The 17,788-nt window shown below is 26.3% G+C and carries 13 protein-coding genes; all 13 read right to left on the bottom strand.

Translation table 4 applies throughout. The features are described 5' to 3' along the window. On the bottom strand, window positions 1-954 hold the full coding sequence (locus ACXX87_RS00785; protein ID WP_458559289.1) for a carbohydrate ABC transporter permease: 954 nt from the start codon (window positions 952-954) through the stop codon (window positions 1-3). Beyond that, window positions 920-1,933 carry a carbohydrate ABC transporter permease gene (locus ACXX87_RS00790; protein WP_458561023.1) on the bottom strand — a complete coding sequence of 338 codons (1,014 nt, stop codon included), beginning with the start codon at window positions 1,931-1,933 and terminating at the stop codon, window positions 920-922. Before ACXX87_RS00790 ends, ACXX87_RS00785 begins: the two co-directional genes overlap by 35 nt. Next, window positions 1,933-3,666: an ATP-binding cassette domain-containing protein gene (locus tag ACXX87_RS00795; protein WP_458560411.1), complete on the bottom strand. Its 1,734-nt coding sequence runs from the start codon at window positions 3,664-3,666 to the stop codon at window positions 1,933-1,935. The genes ACXX87_RS00790 and ACXX87_RS00795 overlap by 1 nt, the downstream gene beginning before the upstream one ends. After that, window positions 3,647-4,405, bottom strand: a complete 759-nt coding sequence (locus ACXX87_RS00800; RefSeq protein WP_458560412.1) for a thermonuclease family protein — start codon at window positions 4,403-4,405, stop codon at window positions 3,647-3,649. The genes ACXX87_RS00795 and ACXX87_RS00800 overlap by 20 nt, the downstream gene beginning before the upstream one ends. Next, complete coding sequence (locus ACXX87_RS00805; protein ID WP_458561022.1) at window positions 4,405-6,615, bottom strand: P68 family surface lipoprotein; 2,211 nt, start codon at window positions 6,613-6,615, stop codon at window positions 4,405-4,407. The genes ACXX87_RS00800 and ACXX87_RS00805 overlap by 1 nt, the downstream gene beginning before the upstream one ends. A gap of 120 nt (window positions 6,616-6,735) precedes the next feature. Continuing rightward, complete coding sequence (locus tag ACXX87_RS00810; RefSeq protein WP_458561021.1) at window positions 6,736-8,556, bottom strand: alpha-amylase family glycosyl hydrolase; 1,821 nt, start codon at window positions 8,554-8,556, stop codon at window positions 6,736-6,738. Next, window positions 8,522-9,061, bottom strand: coding sequence for a hypothetical protein (locus tag ACXX87_RS00815; protein ID WP_458561020.1), 540 nt, complete (start codon window positions 9,059-9,061; stop codon window positions 8,522-8,524). Before ACXX87_RS00815 ends, ACXX87_RS00810 begins: the two co-directional genes overlap by 35 nt. A gap of 1 nt (window position 9,062) precedes the next feature. Beyond that, on the bottom strand, window positions 9,063-10,265 hold the full coding sequence (locus ACXX87_RS00820; protein WP_458560597.1) for an ABC transporter ATP-binding protein: 1,203 nt from the start codon (window positions 10,263-10,265) through the stop codon (window positions 9,063-9,065). Window position 10,266: 1 nt separating this feature from the next. Next, complete coding sequence (locus tag ACXX87_RS00825) at window positions 10,267-11,217, bottom strand: sugar ABC transporter permease (RefSeq protein WP_458560596.1); 951 nt, start codon at window positions 11,215-11,217, stop codon at window positions 10,267-10,269. A 1-nt stretch (window position 11,218) separates the two neighbouring features. Continuing rightward, window positions 11,219-14,353: an ABC transporter permease subunit gene (locus tag ACXX87_RS00830; protein WP_458573094.1), complete on the bottom strand. Its 3,135-nt coding sequence runs from the start codon at window positions 14,351-14,353 to the stop codon at window positions 11,219-11,221. Continuing rightward, the gene (locus ACXX87_RS00835) at window positions 14,353-14,841 is read right to left on the bottom strand and encodes a hypothetical protein (RefSeq protein WP_458561017.1); all 489 of its coding nucleotides are present in this window, start codon (window positions 14,839-14,841) and stop codon (window positions 14,353-14,355) included. Before ACXX87_RS00835 ends, ACXX87_RS00830 begins: the two co-directional genes overlap by 1 nt. 2 nt (window positions 14,842-14,843) lie before the next feature. Next, on the bottom strand, window positions 14,844-17,183 hold the full coding sequence (locus ACXX87_RS00840) for a hypothetical protein (RefSeq protein WP_458573095.1): 2,340 nt from the start codon (window positions 17,181-17,183) through the stop codon (window positions 14,844-14,846). A gap of 23 nt (window positions 17,184-17,206) precedes the next feature. Beyond that, window positions 17,207-17,602 (bottom strand): hypothetical protein, encoded by a 396-nt coding sequence (locus tag ACXX87_RS00845; protein WP_458560592.1) that lies wholly within the window; start codon window positions 17,600-17,602, stop codon window positions 17,207-17,209. Window positions 17,603-17,788 lie beyond the last annotated feature (186 nt).

The raw sequence follows: 17,788 nt of genomic DNA on the forward strand, positions 1-17,788 counted from the left end.
TTATCCTTTAATTGTTGAACCTTGTCTAGATATTGCGTTAAGAATTTTTCTTCTAAATAAGAAGTAAGTTATAAACATTGGAAGAATAGCCAAAATTGCACCTGCAAGTTTTACATTTTTAAATAATTTTATTGGATCATCCGGATCTGGATTCACCCCAACATCTAATAGATAAATATTAATTAATTGTACTGGTGAATCTTTTCCTAAAATTAATAAAGGTCATAATAGTGAATTTCAAGCAGCAAATGCAGTTAAAATACCAACTGTTCATATGGTTGGTGTCACCATTGGAATTGCAACTTTGAAAAAGAAATTAATTCCTGTACATCCATCTACCATTGCAGCTTCTTTTATTCTATCAGGAATATCTTCAAAAGCATTTCTGAACATAAAACCAGAAAATACAGAAGCAGCATATGGCATAATTAAAGATATAGATAATCAAAAAGCATTTGTTTCTCATTTTAGTGTTATTATCGTTTTATATTGTCCAATAAAAAGGGCAACTTCTGGCAAAATTAGTATTGAGAGAAAAAACAATCAAGATAGTTTTTTAAATTTTCATTTTTTTAATGAAAAAGCATATCCAAATGTAGCAGAAAAGAAGAGTTTTACAATAACTGATACAAAAGTTACTAAAAGACTTCAACCCAAAGCTTCTCAATAACCATCATTTAAAGCTCTTGAAAAATTATCTCATTGAAATTTTTCTGGAAATAAAACAATTTCATTAACTCTTTCGTTTGCTTGATCATCTGGTGCCAGAGCAAAAACAAGCATAAAATAAAAAGGAAAAATAATTATTACACCAAAAACCAGTAAGATTAATAATTTAACTGACAAGGATAAAATGGATTTTCATAAAGAAACATTTCTAACTTCAGAAGAAATTTTTTCTATTTTTCTTTGTGAAATCTTATTTGAGATTCAGTTTTGTAACTTTAACAGCATTCAGAACATGTCTTTCTCCTAACTTATTTATTGTTAATAAAATTATTTTTATTCCTTGTTTTAAGAAAGTTGATAAGGCTAAACCAAGAAGAAAGAGAATAATTGTAGCTGCTCCAGCTAAATCATAATGTCCTTGTTTTACCATATCATAGATAAAGAGAATTATGGTGGAACCACCATTAGTTTTTGCTGCATTTAAATCATTATTAAATATAGCAATAGGGAAAACTTTTATTCCACCTATAATTCCTATTGTAATTAAGAAATTTAAAGTTTTTGTTATTGATGGTAAGGTAATTTTGAAAAATTGTTTAGTTTTTGAAGCGCCATCGATAGCAGCTGCTTTGTAAAGAGTTCTATCAACTCCAAGCATTGCTGTTGTAATGATCAAAATTTGAAAAGCTAAATTTTTTCATATTCCATATACTAAAATCACAAAAATAGCATTATATGATTGATAGCGTCCAGAATTTAATCATCTAGTTTCAATTCCAAAAATTTTGTTAACTATACCTATTTGTGTATCAAATATATAGGCAAAAGTTATGGAAATAGCAATTGCACTTGTTATATAAGGTAAAAAGAAAACTGTTTGTCAAAATCCTCTTGCTCACTTTCGAACAAGTGAAGAAATAACACTAGAAATTAATATCGAAATAACTAAAGTTATTGGTAAAGATAAAATGGAATAAATTAATGAATTTCTAACACCAATTTTAAAGTTATTATCATTTAACACATCTACAAAGGCATTAAATCCATATTCAATTTGTTGAGCATCGTTTGGATCTGATTGATAACTAATTGATGAACCGATTGAAAAAATAAAAGGGAAAATTGTAAATAAAATTATAATGAATAAAGAAGGTAATAAAAGTAAAAAAGGTTTTCAGTAAGCAACTTTTTTATCTAAAATCCCTAAATCTTTTTTAGTTTGTTTTTGTTTTCTTTGCAAAAGAAATGAATAAATTTTTCTCATTAGATATCAATTCTTTCTTTAGTTATTGAATCGAATAAATGAATTTTATTTGCAGGAATGTTGAATTTAACTTCTTCATTGATCTCATACATTTTTTTCAATTTTAAGAAAATGTTAAATGTAGCAACATTATCAACTTCTATTTTAGCGAAAATCTCTTTTCCTAAATATTCAATGGAAACTATTTTTCCTGTAAGTTTCCCGTTTAAGGATTCTTGAATATCTTCTGCTCTAATTCCTACTCTTACATTTTCTAAATTAGTTTCAAAGTGTTTTAATACTACATCATTTAAAAATACGTGATTTTCCTTTATATTTGCATCAAATATAGTCATTTCAGGTATTCCTAAAAACTTAGCAACAAACTCATTTTTTGGTTTATTATAAAGTTCCATAGGAGTTCCTATTTGCTGAATTTTTCCAAAAGACATACATACTATTTTATCTGAAATTGACATCGCTTCTTCTTGATCGTGAGTAACAAAAACAGTTGTTAATCCTAATTCAGACTGTATTTTTCTGATTCATTGTCTTGTTTGAACTCTTAATTTAGCATCTAAGTTAGATAAAGGTTCATCCATTAAAATAATTTTTGGTTCTCTTACTATACCCCTAGCAATGGCAACTCTTTGTTGCTGTCCTCCAGATAATTTAGTTGGTTTTTTATGTAAATTTTTTGTAATTTCTACTTTTTCAGCAACATTTAAAACAGCATTTTCTATTGCTTTTTTAATAGAAATATTTTTAGTTTGTAATTCTTTAAATCTATTAGTTTCATCTACATTTAATTTAGAAATATCGAGAGTATATTTTTTAATTAATTCTTTTTGATAGGAATAATAGTCATTTTTGGTTATTTGAACTACTGATTTATATATGCTTTTAAGTTGTTTTAACTCCAAATATTCACTATTTTGTTTTAATAATTGTTTTTCTTTTTCAATTTCATTTTTCAATGATTTTCTTAAATCTGAATATTTAGTTTTTATTTCTTTAATTTTAAGAGAATGTTCATATCTTGTTAATTTTGCATCTAAGCTTTTGTCTTTTAATTTTTCAATAGTATCTAAATTTGCTTTTTTCTGTTCATTTTGTTTTTTGATTAAAGCTAATTCATAATTACTATTAAGTTCATTTAATTTTTTATAAACACTAGAATTTAAATTATTAATTTCTAAATTTAATTCTTTATAAACATCAAAGAAGTTAAAAAGCAATTTATTAAAATTATCAATTTCTTGTTTAGTTGCACCATTTTTTTCTAAAATAATTAAATTTGCTTCATGCTGTGCTTTGGTAGATTTTTCAATCATTCTAACTTTTCAAGTTTTATCATTGGTTAAAGGGAAAGAAATATTATCATAAACATTTAAATGTGGATATAAAGCATAATTTTGAAATACTAAACCAATTTTTCTGTCTTGAGGAGTAGTTTTAGTTATATCTACACCTTCAAATAAAATTTGTCCGCTTGTAGGTGTTAATAATCCAGCAATAGCATTTAAAGTAGTAGTTTTACCACAACCAGAAGGACCGAGTAAAGTTACCAATTCTCCCTTTTTTATCTGTATATTTGCATTATCAACTGCTACAGTTTCTCCATAGTCAATTACTAAATTTTTTATTTCAATAGCGTTTAACTCATCTTTATTTTTATATCTTTCATCAGCTGTTTTTTTGATTTTCCTTATAAATTCATATATCTCAGCTTTATTAATTTTTTTGATTTGCATTTTTCTCACTTTCTTCATTATCAACATTTGTTTTATGTCTTGATAAAACGTTATCTTCTGTAGATTTTAAAAATACTTGATATTGTGGAACACCTCTAGATTTATAAACTTTTTGTGCAAATTCATAAAGTTCACTTTCTGAATTAATATTTTGATAAAAATTTCTATGATTTTTCATAGCATCATAAAAAGCGTTTCACATTTTTATACCTTCATAATATTCTACATTTGTCTTAAAACTAACATCTCAAGCTTTTTTTAAATTTGGTAAGGTTAACCCTTCTCTGATTATTTCTACAGAATAATCTTTTCAAATATTGTTTTGTTTATAAAAAATTCAACCCACTACTCTTTCGTAAGATCTAGTAACTTTACTTCCATAAATAAAAGTTACTTCTGTTCCAGGAGGTAAAGTATTTTCTCCAAATTTGGATGCTTTTTCAGCTCAACTTTTTTCAAAATCATCTATTTTATGATCTTTACCTAAATTTTTTTCAGGTGTATCAATTCCAGCAACTCTAATAGATTGTTGTCCTTCTATTGTTTGGTTATCTCCAAAATCTAAAACAGGTGTATCTCCATCTTTTCATTTAACTATTTTTGCATTTAATTTTTCAAATGGAGGTAAATCAGTTGATTCTTTGAAATATTTAGCTTCGTTATTATTACAAGAAACAACAAAAGGTATCGCTATATATGGAAAAACAACCAATGAGGTTGCTTTTATAATTTTTTTCATTATTTAGTAAATGATGCTCCTAATAGGTTTTTAAGAGCTGCTAAGTATTCTTCAAATGTTTCAGCTTTACCTTTATTATTTGCTGCTCTATCTGCGTAATTAGTGAATGAAGTATCTATTCCATCTCTAAAAGTTGAAGATCTTGAATCTGTTGGGTCTTCATAAATAGCATATTGATCTTTGTCTGCACCTTCTGTTGCTTTTTTAAATAATCCAAATGCTTCTTTATTGAATTTATCATAACCTGCTGGTGCTTCTTTACTTAAAACTCCTTCAGAAGCCACAATGTATCCACTGTGTTGTCCAAAGAATTCAAGTGGAGTTAAGTTTGTGTAGTTTTTAGCTTTATCATCTTTACCAACTGTTCAATCTTGTTTTTCTGTTATATATCATTTTAAGAAATTTAAAGTTGCTAAATCTTCAACTTTATTTGAGTGAATACCAATTAAAGAAGGTCCTTGAGCAATAATTGTTTTTTTAGCATTATCAGTTTTAGTTGTATAGAAAGGATTAGAAACATATCCTAACTCATTTTCTTGAAGAGTTTCTGTAGAATCATGAGAAACTTTACGGAATCCATCTGATTGATCTGTTTTTTCTCATTTAATATCAATTAAATAAGCATCGTAACCACCTGATTTTCCGGCTGGAATAATATATTTTTGTTCTATTTCTTCTTTTAAATCTTTAAAACTAGAATTTGTAGAAGAAATTCCTAATTTTTCTCCGGCAGCTGCATTTGAAAACTTAGATAATTTTTGCAATGCATCTTTTCATTCTTGTGTTGCTTCAATGTTTTTGTTTCCTTCTTTATTAAATTCTGAAGCCCCTGTTCCATTTTTATCATAAATATAAACATATTTGGTATTAGCATCTACAGTTTTACTTGCACTATATAATTTAGCAATTACACCTTTAGCAATTTCTTCTGCTGTTGGTTTATAAATGTAATTTGCATAGTCCGCTGTTACTTTATCTTCAATTTTCTTAGAACCAGAATTGATTGTTAAAATGTATTCTGAATATCCATTTTTTGAAAAATTATGTCTATATCCAGCTGTTGAAGCAATTGCAAAAGCAAGTTGATGTCCTTTTAGACGATTTGACGAATAATCGGAATTTTCCTTTATAAATAGAGATTTTTCATTAATTAATTTTGCTATTTTTTCAAAACTTTTCTTGAAAAGTTCGTTTCTTTCTGTTCCTTTTTTCAATGCATTTACATAATCAACGGAAGTCTGTTTATCATTTAATCCAAATAAGAATTTAGAGTAATCTCCATCAACATCTGAAAATGCCATTAAGTATAATAAACTTGAAATTGAGTCAACTCCAAAAACATTTTCTGCTCTTTTGTTAATATCTCCTTCTGGTGCTTTTGGGAAGGATTTTTTGATTCTTGAAACTAAGTCAAATAGTGAATCATAACTTTCAAATACATCTCTTCTAAACTCATATCCACCTAAACCACCTTCAGCTTTAGTTGATGCTACATAGTCTTTTCAAACAGTTTTAACAAATGTTTCATCATGGTTGGATTTTGTGATTTCATCGAAAAACGCTTTATCTTCTGCTTTAATTGTAGCTTTTTTATCCCTTAAAGTTTCTGCTGTTGCTTGTCTAATGATGTAACCAAAAACTTCTTTGTTAATAGTTATAACTTGAGATGATCTACTACTTGGAATTAATCATAATGAATCTTTATCCCCTTTTTTACTAATTCCTGCTATTTGAGTATTGCTTTGTAAAAATTTGTCTGAGAAAGTAGATCTAACAGCTTCAGCTAATTTAACTGCTTTTTCTTCTGGTGTAGAACCATTTAAATCTAGTTGCATATTGTATTTAGCTAAAGTACCTACTATTGCTGGATAGTTGAATGCAACATTATATAAACTATTTGCTGCTTTTGCTGTTAATTTTTGTTCTAAGTCTGATGTTAATCCGTTATATCCACCATTGATAGCAAATAATTCTAATTTTAAATAATTTTTGTTGTTTGTATCTTTAACTTCTGCTTTGTTGTTTCATTTTTCTACAATTGCTTGTAATGCTTCAGTTTGTGCACCTGTAGAACCAAATGTGTTAGCTATTTTAATTGTTTCATCGTTAGTTTGATCAAATCTTGTTTCTCTGGAACAAGATACTAAACCAGTTAATGATGCCCCTGCTAAGGTTAAACTTGATAATGTTAATAATGTTTTCTTTTTCATATTCCCCTCTTTTTTTGTTTAAAAAAATTAGAACAAATGAATTTTGTAAAATTTGTTTAATTTTGTTCTAATGTTTTTTCATAATTAAAAATATTATAATCTAATTTTTTGAAATTTCAATTATTTTATTTTTAAAATTATTAATCCCATATTTCCAATTGAAATTTGCTTATTATTTACCTTGGAATTATAAGAATAAATGGTTTCTACTTCTACACCATCTTTAAGTTTATAATTAATATTATCATTAATTCCAACAGTGTTTATAAATAGATATTTTTCTTGTTTATCTTTACTTTGTCTAATAATAGTTTGGTCTGAAGTGTTTTCAAGATAATTTGAAGCATCTCCGATTGTCTCTAAATCTTGAGAGTACATAAAAGGGTGCTTGCTTCTAAAGTCTAATAAAAATTTAATTATTGAATAAATAGAATTTTTATCTTTAACTTGATCTTCAACATATGGGGTATCTTTTGAAAAATTTAAATGAATATAGTCATTTAGACTTTTCTTTTCTTTGAATTCTACTCTTTTAGATGTATCTTTTCATTTAAAAGGTTCTCTTATACCAGGATCACCAAAAGTTTTATTTGCATGCATCATTAACTCATCACCATGGTAAATAATAGGGGTTGATGGTAATATTAAAAGGTAAAAGTAAGCATTTCTTATTGCGTCTTTTTCTCTTTGTGATAGTGGCGTATTTAATTCACTTGCCTTTAAAGGACTATCAAAGGTTTCTGGATCTTTGGTAGGTCTTGGCATATTTACTCTAAATGAATTAATTCATCTATCAGTATCATGATTAGTTAAAAAAGGTACTCAAGGATGTTCTTGGTGCGATCCTATTTTAGTTAATTGATTATTTAAATCATCTTTATTAATTGAAACGAATCAATTTTCTTTTCAATGTTTTCCATCATAAATGGTTCCAAGTGCTTTTTCATTATTATAATTAAAGTATACAGTAGCTTTTAAAGCATCATCTAGTCACTCACCCATCATAAAAATATCTTTATGAAGATTTTGGGATTGAAGAGCTTCTTGAGAACTTTTTCTAAGTTCACTAAAGATTTTTTGTTCATTATAGTTATTTTTTGTTTCTCCCATTGAAGAGAAAAACTCAGCAAAAGCATCATATCTAAATCCATCTACTCCTATTTTGGTTCAATAAGATTGAATGTGTTTTAATTCTTCAATAACTTCTGGATTATCTAAATTGAGATCAGGCATTCCTGCTCAAAATTTAGAAGTATAAAATTTATTAGTTGCGTGTTTATCTTTTAAATTAGGAAATAAAGAGCGTAACTCTGAACTATCTTGATTAGTATCTTGTATTTTTGTACTATAAAAGCGATAAAAATTCTTGTATTTTGAATCACCTTCCAGTGCCTTTTGAAATCAAGGGTGTTCAAAAGATGTGTGGTTAAACACTAAATCTAAATAAACTTTTATTCCTTTTTTATGTGCTTCTTTTAGAAAATCTAAAAATGCTTCTTTTCCACCTAATTCTGCTGCTACATCTGTATAATCGATCACATCATAACCGTGATATGAACTAGCTGGATGAATTGGGGAAAGATATAATTGATCAATACCTAAATTAGTAAAATAATCTAAATTGTTTTTTAAACCTATAAAATCTCCAATACCATCGTTGTTTCCATCAGCAAAGGAATAAACCAGTACTTGATAAATAACTGAAGAGTTTTTTTCATTTTTGACTAAAGGTGCTACTAACTTTGCATTTTCATCATCTTCTTTATATGATAGTTTATTAGTTTTATCTTTATAAAATTGTTTGTCTCCTCAAAAAGAAAAGTCTTTGTGAAAATTATCTGTGTTGGTGCATGATGTTAATAAACTATATGATAAAAGCGGAAATGCTCCGCTTTTTATCATAAACTTAACTAGCGATTTGTTTCAAGTTTTCTTTTTCATTTTTGATTAAATATCCATAATTTTTTAAAGAAAAGATTCCAAAAATAGCAACAACTACAGAAAAAGCAAATAATAATCAACCTGAAATATAGTTAGGTGGATAAATAATTTTTGTTTCATCTCTTTCGTCGATTGGGGGTTGGAAAGAAAGTAAAACAGATACTAAAATTATCACTAATACTAAAAGAATAATGTTTATTTTAATTAATAAACTTGTATTATTTTTTTGCTTAATTAATAAAATTAAAGAATATATTGCAATTATTATTATTGTTAATCATAAAACTGAACTTAATACTCAAAATGTTTTAAATATAGGAATTTGAGGATTAATAACAGAACTTTCGTTAAAAGCTGCTTCTGTAGTATAAATTTGCTTTTCTATTTCTAAATACTTATTTGCTGAATTGTAAAAAGCAAAAAATAAACCAAAACTAACTAATGAAACAACAATACATAAAATAAAGAAAATTTTTCTATATTTGTAAGTTTTAAAAAAATGCATATTAATTTAATCTTTCTTCTGTTTCTTTATCAAAAATATGAATTCTGCTTTCGTTAAAGCTTACTCATACCTCTTGGTAAAGTTCAAAGTCTCTATTATTAAGAACTGTAGATACAACTTCAACATTATCGGAAATTTTTACAACAATTGATAACTCTTTTCCAAGAGATTCAATGTTGAAAATTTTTCCTTTAACTGAATTAGCAACTTCTTTTTCGTTGATTAAAACATCTTCTGTTCTAAATCCAACTATTAAGTCTTTGTATTTAGATAATTTTTCTTTATTTTCTTCTGGAAGATTTAAAGAAAAATTGATTCCATCTAATTTAAAAGTATTATTGTTGTTTATTCCATTTAGTAAGTTAATTGTTGGAGAACCAATAAATTTAGCAACAAAAACGTTTGCTGGTCTAAAATATAAATCTTTACTTGTTCCGTTTTGTTGAATTTTTCCTTCATTTAAAACAACAATTTGATCACCCATTGTCATCGCTTCCAATTGATCGTGTGTTACGTAAATTGATGTTGTGTTTAAAAGTCTATGAATAGAGACAATTTCTCTACGCATTGATTCTCTTAATTTAGCATCTAAGTTAGATAAAGGTTCATCCATTAAGAAAATAGAAGGTTTTCTAACAATAGCTCTACCGATAGCAACTCTTTGTCTTTGTCCTCCTGATAAATCACGAGGTTTGTTATATAGATAATTATCAATTTTTAAAATTTTTGCTGCATCTTTAACTCTTCGATCGATTATATCTTTTCTTTCTTTTGCAATTCTTAATCCAAAGCTCATATTATTATAAACATTCATATGTGGATAAAGAGCATAAGATTGGAAAACCATAGCAATGTTTCTTTCAGAAGGTGAAAGATTGTTAAATCTTTTGCCATTGAAAAGTAAATCACCTTTGGTAATTGAGTTTAAACCTGCAATCATTCTTAGTAAAGTTGTTTTTCCACAACCAGATGGACCAAGGAAAATACAGAATTTTCCTGCTTCAATTGTTAAATTAATATCTTTTAAAGTTCACTTGTCGTTTCCTTCATATTTTTTAGATAAATTAACTAATTCAATTTTTCCACCAGCTGTTTTTTGTCCAACTTCTCCGATTTCATTTAAGAATTTATCAAATTCTAAATCGTATGAATTAATGTCATCTAGTTCATTATTTTCTAAAATCATTTCTGTTTTTTTTTTCATATTATCCTTTCACCGCTCCGTCAGAAAGTCCTCCAACGATATGTCTTTGTGAGAACATAAATAGTACAAATGGTGGTATAGAAGCAAGTAAAGCACCTGCTGAATAAGCACCAACGTTAATTTCTTTATCTTCTGCTGTAATAAAGCTGTCTAACCCAACAGCAAGTGTTGTTTGATCTCTGTTTGTAATTGCAAATTTTGGTAGAATTACATCTCCAAAAGGAATCAAGAATGATCATAAAGCAATAATTGCTATCATTGGTCTTGCAACTGGTAATAATATTTTAGTAAATAGTTTTCAGTTTCCACAACCATCAATTTTTGCTGAATCATCTAATTCTCTTGAGATGGAATCTAAATAACTTTTAAACACAAAAGTATTTCCTGCAATTGCTCCACCTGAATAAATTATTGTTAAGGTTATTCTGGGATCGATTCCAAGTGAGTCCCTACCAAGAGCAACAATAATATAAAGAGAAATTAGTGAAGCTGTTGATGGAATCATTTGTAAAAGCATAATTACAGAAAGAGAATGTTTTGAACCTGCAAATTTAAATCTTGAATATGCATAACCATTAAAGGCAACAAATACTACAGTTATAAGCATTGTGCTAACAGCTATTGCTAAAGTATTTATATATCAATTTACATATTTACTTCTTACATTAGTGAATAAATAAGTAAAGTTATCAAAACCAAATTTATATAATTCTGGTGATAATGATAAATATTTTTTGTTAAATGTATTAAATGATGCTAATATCATTGAAACTACTGGGAATAAAATTACAAAAGTTCAAGTAATTAATAGAATATAGTTAAAAAATAAGAATATTGCTTCTGCTATAGTTAAAGGTTTAGAATCTGAAGTATGAATTCTTGTTTTGTTGTTTTTAAATGAAGAAAACTTTATTTTGTTTTCATTAATTTTACTTTTTAAAGAAAATTTCATCTTATCTTCCTCCTTTTGCTGCGTTTTTAGCAAATCCGTAAGCTGCAATAGAAACTGAGAACACTGATGCTAAAATAACAAGAGCTGATGAGAAAGCAACGTTTCCATCAATTTGTACTGCAGTTGTTAGTTTATAAATTCATGAAATAATAATATCTGAACCTGATTCACTAAATGTTGTTTGGTCTGAATAAGCAGGACCACCATTAGAGAATAAAGAAATAATTGTGAAATTATTAAACATAAATGTAAATTGTCCAATTAATAATGGAGCTAATGAAGAAACTAAAATTGGTAATGTAATATGTCTAAATAATTTAGAACGTTTAGCACCATCAATTTCTCCAGCTTCATAAATATCTTTTGGAATTGCTTGTAAGTTTCCAGTAATTAATAAGAAAATGTAAGAGTGTCCTAATCAAGTTTGAATTACTATTAATAGGAATCTTACTCAAGTAATACTTCCAAAGAAGTTAATACTGTTTTCAATTAAACCTAATTTAAGTAATATGTAGTTAATATATGAATTAGAATCCCCTTGGAAAGCAGATTTTAAGAAAATAATTGTAACAAAGGCAGGAATAGCTCATGGAATAATGTAAATTAATCTAAAGAATTTTTTACCTTTGATTTTTTCCATATTAACTAATACAGCAAATAAAGTACCTACTACAATTACTGAAAATGCTGCTACAAATGTTCAAATTAATGTTCATGAAACAACTCTTAAAAGAGAAGTTAATAAACCATTATTTCTAAATAATCATCATTTTCCGTATTGTGTAAACCCAACTCAATCTACTGTTTGAGCAGGTGGAGTATGTTGGAATCCTGTGTTTGATAAAGAAATAAATAGTGAAGTTATTAAAGGAACTACAACTATAAAGGCAATCAAGAATCAACCAGGAATTGATATTAATCAAGGGAAACCTTGCTCTGAAAGTCATTTTTTAGTTTGAGTTCAGTTTTGCGGTCTCATTCCTTCTTCAAGGAATTTTCCTTGTCTATAAGCACCCACTGCACTTGCAACTACATAAGCAATAGTAATTCCAAGCAAGATAAACGATGCTGCTGCCCCAAACATTCAGAACCTTGCATCTGGTAAAATACCTAAATCAAAGTTATGTGAACTTTTTCCTAAATCAATAATTCCTTGAATTCCACCAATTTTATTTCAAGTAATACCTAATGAAAAAGGTACAAATACTAAGTATAAAAAGACACTTAATAAAGTTAAAAGGATTCCTTTTTTATACTCTTTAAATAATATTAATTGTGCTAAACCTGGAAATAGTAAATTAAGGAATAATCCTTTATATTTAGCACCTTTTTTATTTTCAGTTGGAATTTGTTTTATAGCTTCAACCACTTTAGATTCATAAATCTTTTTAGTAATTTTAAGCTGAGCAGATAATCTGCTATATTGTGTTTTAACTACAACTTTATTTTTTTCTTTTTCATTATGTAGTTTTAATGAAACTAATTTTTCTTTATAAAGGATTTTTTCTTCTTTTAATTTAAAAGCATAAGCTTTTTTAGTGATGTCTTTCTTTTTGAAACGATCTTTTAAAATAGAAAGTTTTTCTTTATATTCTTTTCTTAAATCAGAAATTTGTTTTTTGTATTTTTCTTTATCTTCTTTAGTTTCATTTAATGAGATTTTGTGTAATTTAAGTTTTGCATCTTTAATTTCAGATGCTGAAAAATTAAGTTGTTTATTTGAATCAGTTGCATATTCATATAAGGCTTCTGATTTTTTAAGAAGAAAATCACCATCATATGAATATTCTTGTTTTAATTTACCTAATTTTTTATAGTAATTAGATTTAACTAAAGCTTTAACATTTTTTATTTTTTTACCTTTTAGTAATAAAGGTAGATTTTTATTTAAAATGATGTTTAGTTTGTTTTTGTCATCTTTGTTTAACTCTTTAGTTTTTTCTTCAATTTGTTGTACTAAAGAATCAAAATGAGTTTGTATTTTAAGTTCAATATTTTGATTGTATTTATTTTTATTTAAAAATTTATTTATTAATTCTTTTTTATATAAAGAATAAATAGTTTTTAAATGTTTTTCTTCATTTAGTTTTAAAAATTTGCTAATAAGTAATGCTTTATTATACTTTTCATTAAGTTTAAATAATACTTTAGCTAATTTTAATTCTGATTTATATTCTTGTTTTAAGATTTTAGCTTGTTCTTGTTTATTTTGAAGATAATCTTTATATTTTTCTTCTTTTTCTTTACTTAAAGAAGAAATTTCTTGTTTTTTATTTTCAATTTTAGCAATTTTCTCTTTTAATTCTGATTTGATTTTTGCTAATTGCTCATCGTATTCTTTATTATAAAAAAATTCTGCTGCTAAAATTCTTTCTTTGTATTCTTTTTTTATTTTAAGCACTTCGCTTTTATACTCTTGTTTAGTTTCATGTTTAATTAAAGGAATTTGTTTTTCAATTTCTACTTTTTTAAGTTGAAATTTTTCTTTTTTAGTTTTTAGAGTTTTAAATAATTGTTCAATTTTTGTTTTCTCTTCTAAAACTAATTTTTGTTCTAATTTACTGAATTTTCCTTTATTTTCTTCAACTAAAGACTCCAAATCAGAGTAAATAAAATCTTCTTTTTTAAGTAATAATAAATATTTATAAATAATTAGTAGCATTGCCTTATGTCTTAATAATTTATGCTCATCAGATTTAGCTTTTTCTAAAATAGAAGTCATATTTTTTTCTTTTACTTCTACTTCATCAGCTGTTTTTATAAGCATTTTGTAATAATTATTTACATAATCTGCTGATTCAAAATTTTGTTTATCTATCTTTTTAATTTCAAAAATTATAAAAGATTTTAAACTATTAGAAATTTTTAGTTGTTTTTTTGTTTCTTTAACAACTTGAAGTTTATTTCTACTTGAAATTTTTAATGTTTCTAATGCTCTTTTTTGTTCAAATTCTAAATTTCTTTTTGCTTTAATAAAAAGTTCTCTATTTATTTTTTTCTTTAAATCAATTTCTCGTTTTTGTCTATCAAAAACATTTTTTGCTTGATTTAAAAAGTTAGAATAAGAAATTTTAGAATCATTTACTTTTCTGTCAAAAGATTCACCATATCAATTTCACATCTTGACTTTTTCCATTATTTACCTCCTTTATGTATTTTTATTTTTTCATAGTAATAATTTTGTCTCTTTAGTCTCAATTGAAACATTAAATAAATATTAATTAGTATCAAAAATGGAAAAGTGATACTTCAAAAAATAACAATTGTTAATCTTATTCAATTTTCTGTAATAGGCCCGCTTGAAAAATAGGGGACAAGCATAACTCCAACAAAAAGAGTTATCCAAACAAAACCAAATAAGTATGCGATTCCATTTTTTTTAGAAACTAAAATATTTACCAAATAACCTATTAAGATAAGTGAATTACTAATATAACCTACATACCTAAAGGTTAAAAAATTATTTATACTTTCTTTTTGAGATTCCAAGTTTAAATTATCATAAGAATTTGTTCCTAATATCAATCCATCCAGTAATCATAAAAGTAACAATATATTAGAAATAGAAAGAAGAATAATTAATAAGTAAAAAATTCTTCTTTCTATTTGTATTTTGGGTTTCATTATTATTTAATGTAATCTAATGCTTTACTACTATCTAAAGCAGCAACTGATTCTTGGAATTTTTTACTAAATTGTTCTTTTAATTTAGTTTGGAATGCTTCTAGAGTTTTAACATTATTTTCCGCAAGAGATTTATAAAATTCTTGGTTTCCTAAAATATTGTCATTTCATGTTCCTCAGAATTTTCCAAATTGTGGGTTACCTCTATCTAATCTTTCTTGTTGTAGTTTAAGAATTCCGTATCCACCGTCTTTTAATTCTGATGTTGAAGAAATAACGTCAACAACTTTTTTAGCAACTGATGTATTTGTAGCTTCTAAAATAACATCTTCCACTTCTTTAATTGTAGCATCTGTTTTTTCTCCATTTAGTTGTTGCCTTTCTTTAGGGAATTTTTCTGTTGCTTTTTTAGAATTAAATACTTCTTTATATTCATCTTGTCATTTTAATCAATCTGCTTCATTAAAGAAGTTATTCATATATAGTTCTGCAGCTTTATTGATAATTTCATCTGAAACAGTTGTTTTAGCATATTTATTAGAAAATTCTTTTGCACGTTTTTTAACTTCTTCTAAAGCTTTTGTTTGAGAATCTTTTTCTTTGAATTTAGAAGAAAATTCCATCATTAATTTTGCGTCTTCAGTTGAACCACCAAAAATGTATGTTTCAACTTTTCTAACGTGTGCATTCCCTGTTTGACCTACTAATCATTCTTTTTCAAACTCAGCACCAGATTTAACTAAAGAAGGTGCGATTTGTCATGGTTCAGTACCACCTTTTAATTCATCTACATTTTGAATTCCTAGTAGTGCAGAAATTGCATTTCTTATTCCTGTAGCTTCTTTTAATTCACCTAATTTATTTATTAATTCATCAGAAACAAAAGGATATTTATCTTTTTCTTTTACATAAGTTTCTTTATATTTGTTTTGGTCTCCTAAAGGATTTGTTTTATCGTGTTCTTGACTTCAAGATTTTTCAGTTCCATAAACTTTAGCTAAGTTTTTATTAACTTCTGATAATAAATCATTGTATGCTTTAAATAAAGCATCATTGCTTGAATAATGTGTTTTTGTAACCATTGCTGTTAATTTAGAACTTCCTGTTGCAGCATCTCTATCTGAAAAATCTCTTAATTCTTTTTGTGTATTTGTAAAGTAAGGAACTTTTGTATCACCTTTAAAGTATCCATAGTATGATTCTGTTTTGAAAATTAATTTTAATACTTCTGCAATAGCTGCTTGTCTATCAGCAACTGCACCATTGTTTCTTGAGTTAATTGCTCATGATCATGTTCCTGGTGCTTGTGTATATCTAAGATCATCTTTTAATTTTGGAGCATTAAAGAATGTAGTAATTCCTTGTTGTGAAACTGTACCAAAATCTCATGAACCAACAAATGCATAATCAAGTTTTTTATTATGTAACAACTCAACAACTTTATTTTGAACATCACCTTGGTTATTTTGTAAAAGAACTTTTAAAGCACCTTGGTCGATTCCTCTTTGTCCTCATACTGTGCTTTTGTATTCGTCAGCATTTTTAACAAAAGCCGCTTCATAAACAGGGAACAATAATTCTCCAACAACATCTAATGCTTTTGAAAAATTAGCATTGTTTGGATCTCCTTTTATAAATCCAGATGATCATTTATTTTTTGTAGTATCTTTGTAAACGATTTTTCCCATTTCACTTGTGCTAAGAATTGATGCTAAAACACCATTACCATATCATCCATCTTGAATTCTAAAGAATGCTTTTCCTGCTTTAACTAATTCAACCATTTCATCGGTTGATGTGTTTGCTAATTCTGTTTTAACTTCATCAAGTGTTTTACTTGACATTACAACTATACCTTCTTTGTTGTGAGCAAAGTTGTAGAATTTTCCGTTGTCTTTGTTTCCTTCTCTACCTTTAAATGTACCAAATTCGTTTACAAAACTTTTTTCTGCATCAGTTGCGTGAACTTCTTCAAGAATATCATCTTTTAATTTTGGGTCTCAAGCAGCTAATGTTCTTTTACTTAATAAGTCTGTTATTCTATCGTTTGGTGCATAAATTAAATCAGGTGCATTTTTATCTGTGCTACCAACATTTGTAATAGTATCAATTGCTCCAAAAACATCTTTTTCAACAAATTTAATTCTAAATCCTTTTTTATATAAATCTGTTTTAGCAAATTCATCTTCAACTGCTTTTCAAAATCCTTCTTGCTTACCTTCTCTTGCAACAATAATGTCTTTTGAATTTGCAAACTCATTTTGTGCTCCACAAGCTACAAAAGCAGCCATTGGAGTTGCAAACACTGCTAAACTTAAAAATTTAAATAATTTTTTCTTCATAATTTTTATATATTTCTCCTAAGTTATTCAAAAACAATTTCATTATATTTTAAACAAGCTATGGAAACCACGATATTAAAAGGTGAAAGTACAAAAAGCATTAAAAATGTAATTTCTATTCAAACTAAAGTATGTCCTACTTCAGTTTTCGGTAAAATCCTTATTAATCTAATAATATAAATAATATTTGCAAAGAAAACAAATACAAAAACTGCTACTACTAATCTAAATTCAGTTTTTAATGATAAATCAAAAAATTTTTCTGCAAATGTTTCTTTATTATTAAAAGTAAATAATAATACCAAACATAGTAAAGCAACACTAAAAATTATTGCTGTAAAAAAAGAATATAAATGTTCAATAACTTTTGGTAAATACTTTCTTTCTAATGGTGGTTTTCCTAAAAATAAATTTTTCATTGTTTTTTAATTTCTACATAAAATATTGAAAGTAAAATAACTTCCATTAAAATTATAATACAAATATGCCGAAATATTCATTTTTTTTCCTATTTTTTTGAACAAAACCACCAAATTTTTGAACTTTTTTCCCAAAAAATAGGGAAAAAGGTTTGATATATAATATTTTTATATCAAAAAAATATA

It is taken from the genome of Mycoplasma sp. 613B (assembly GCF_054343485.1).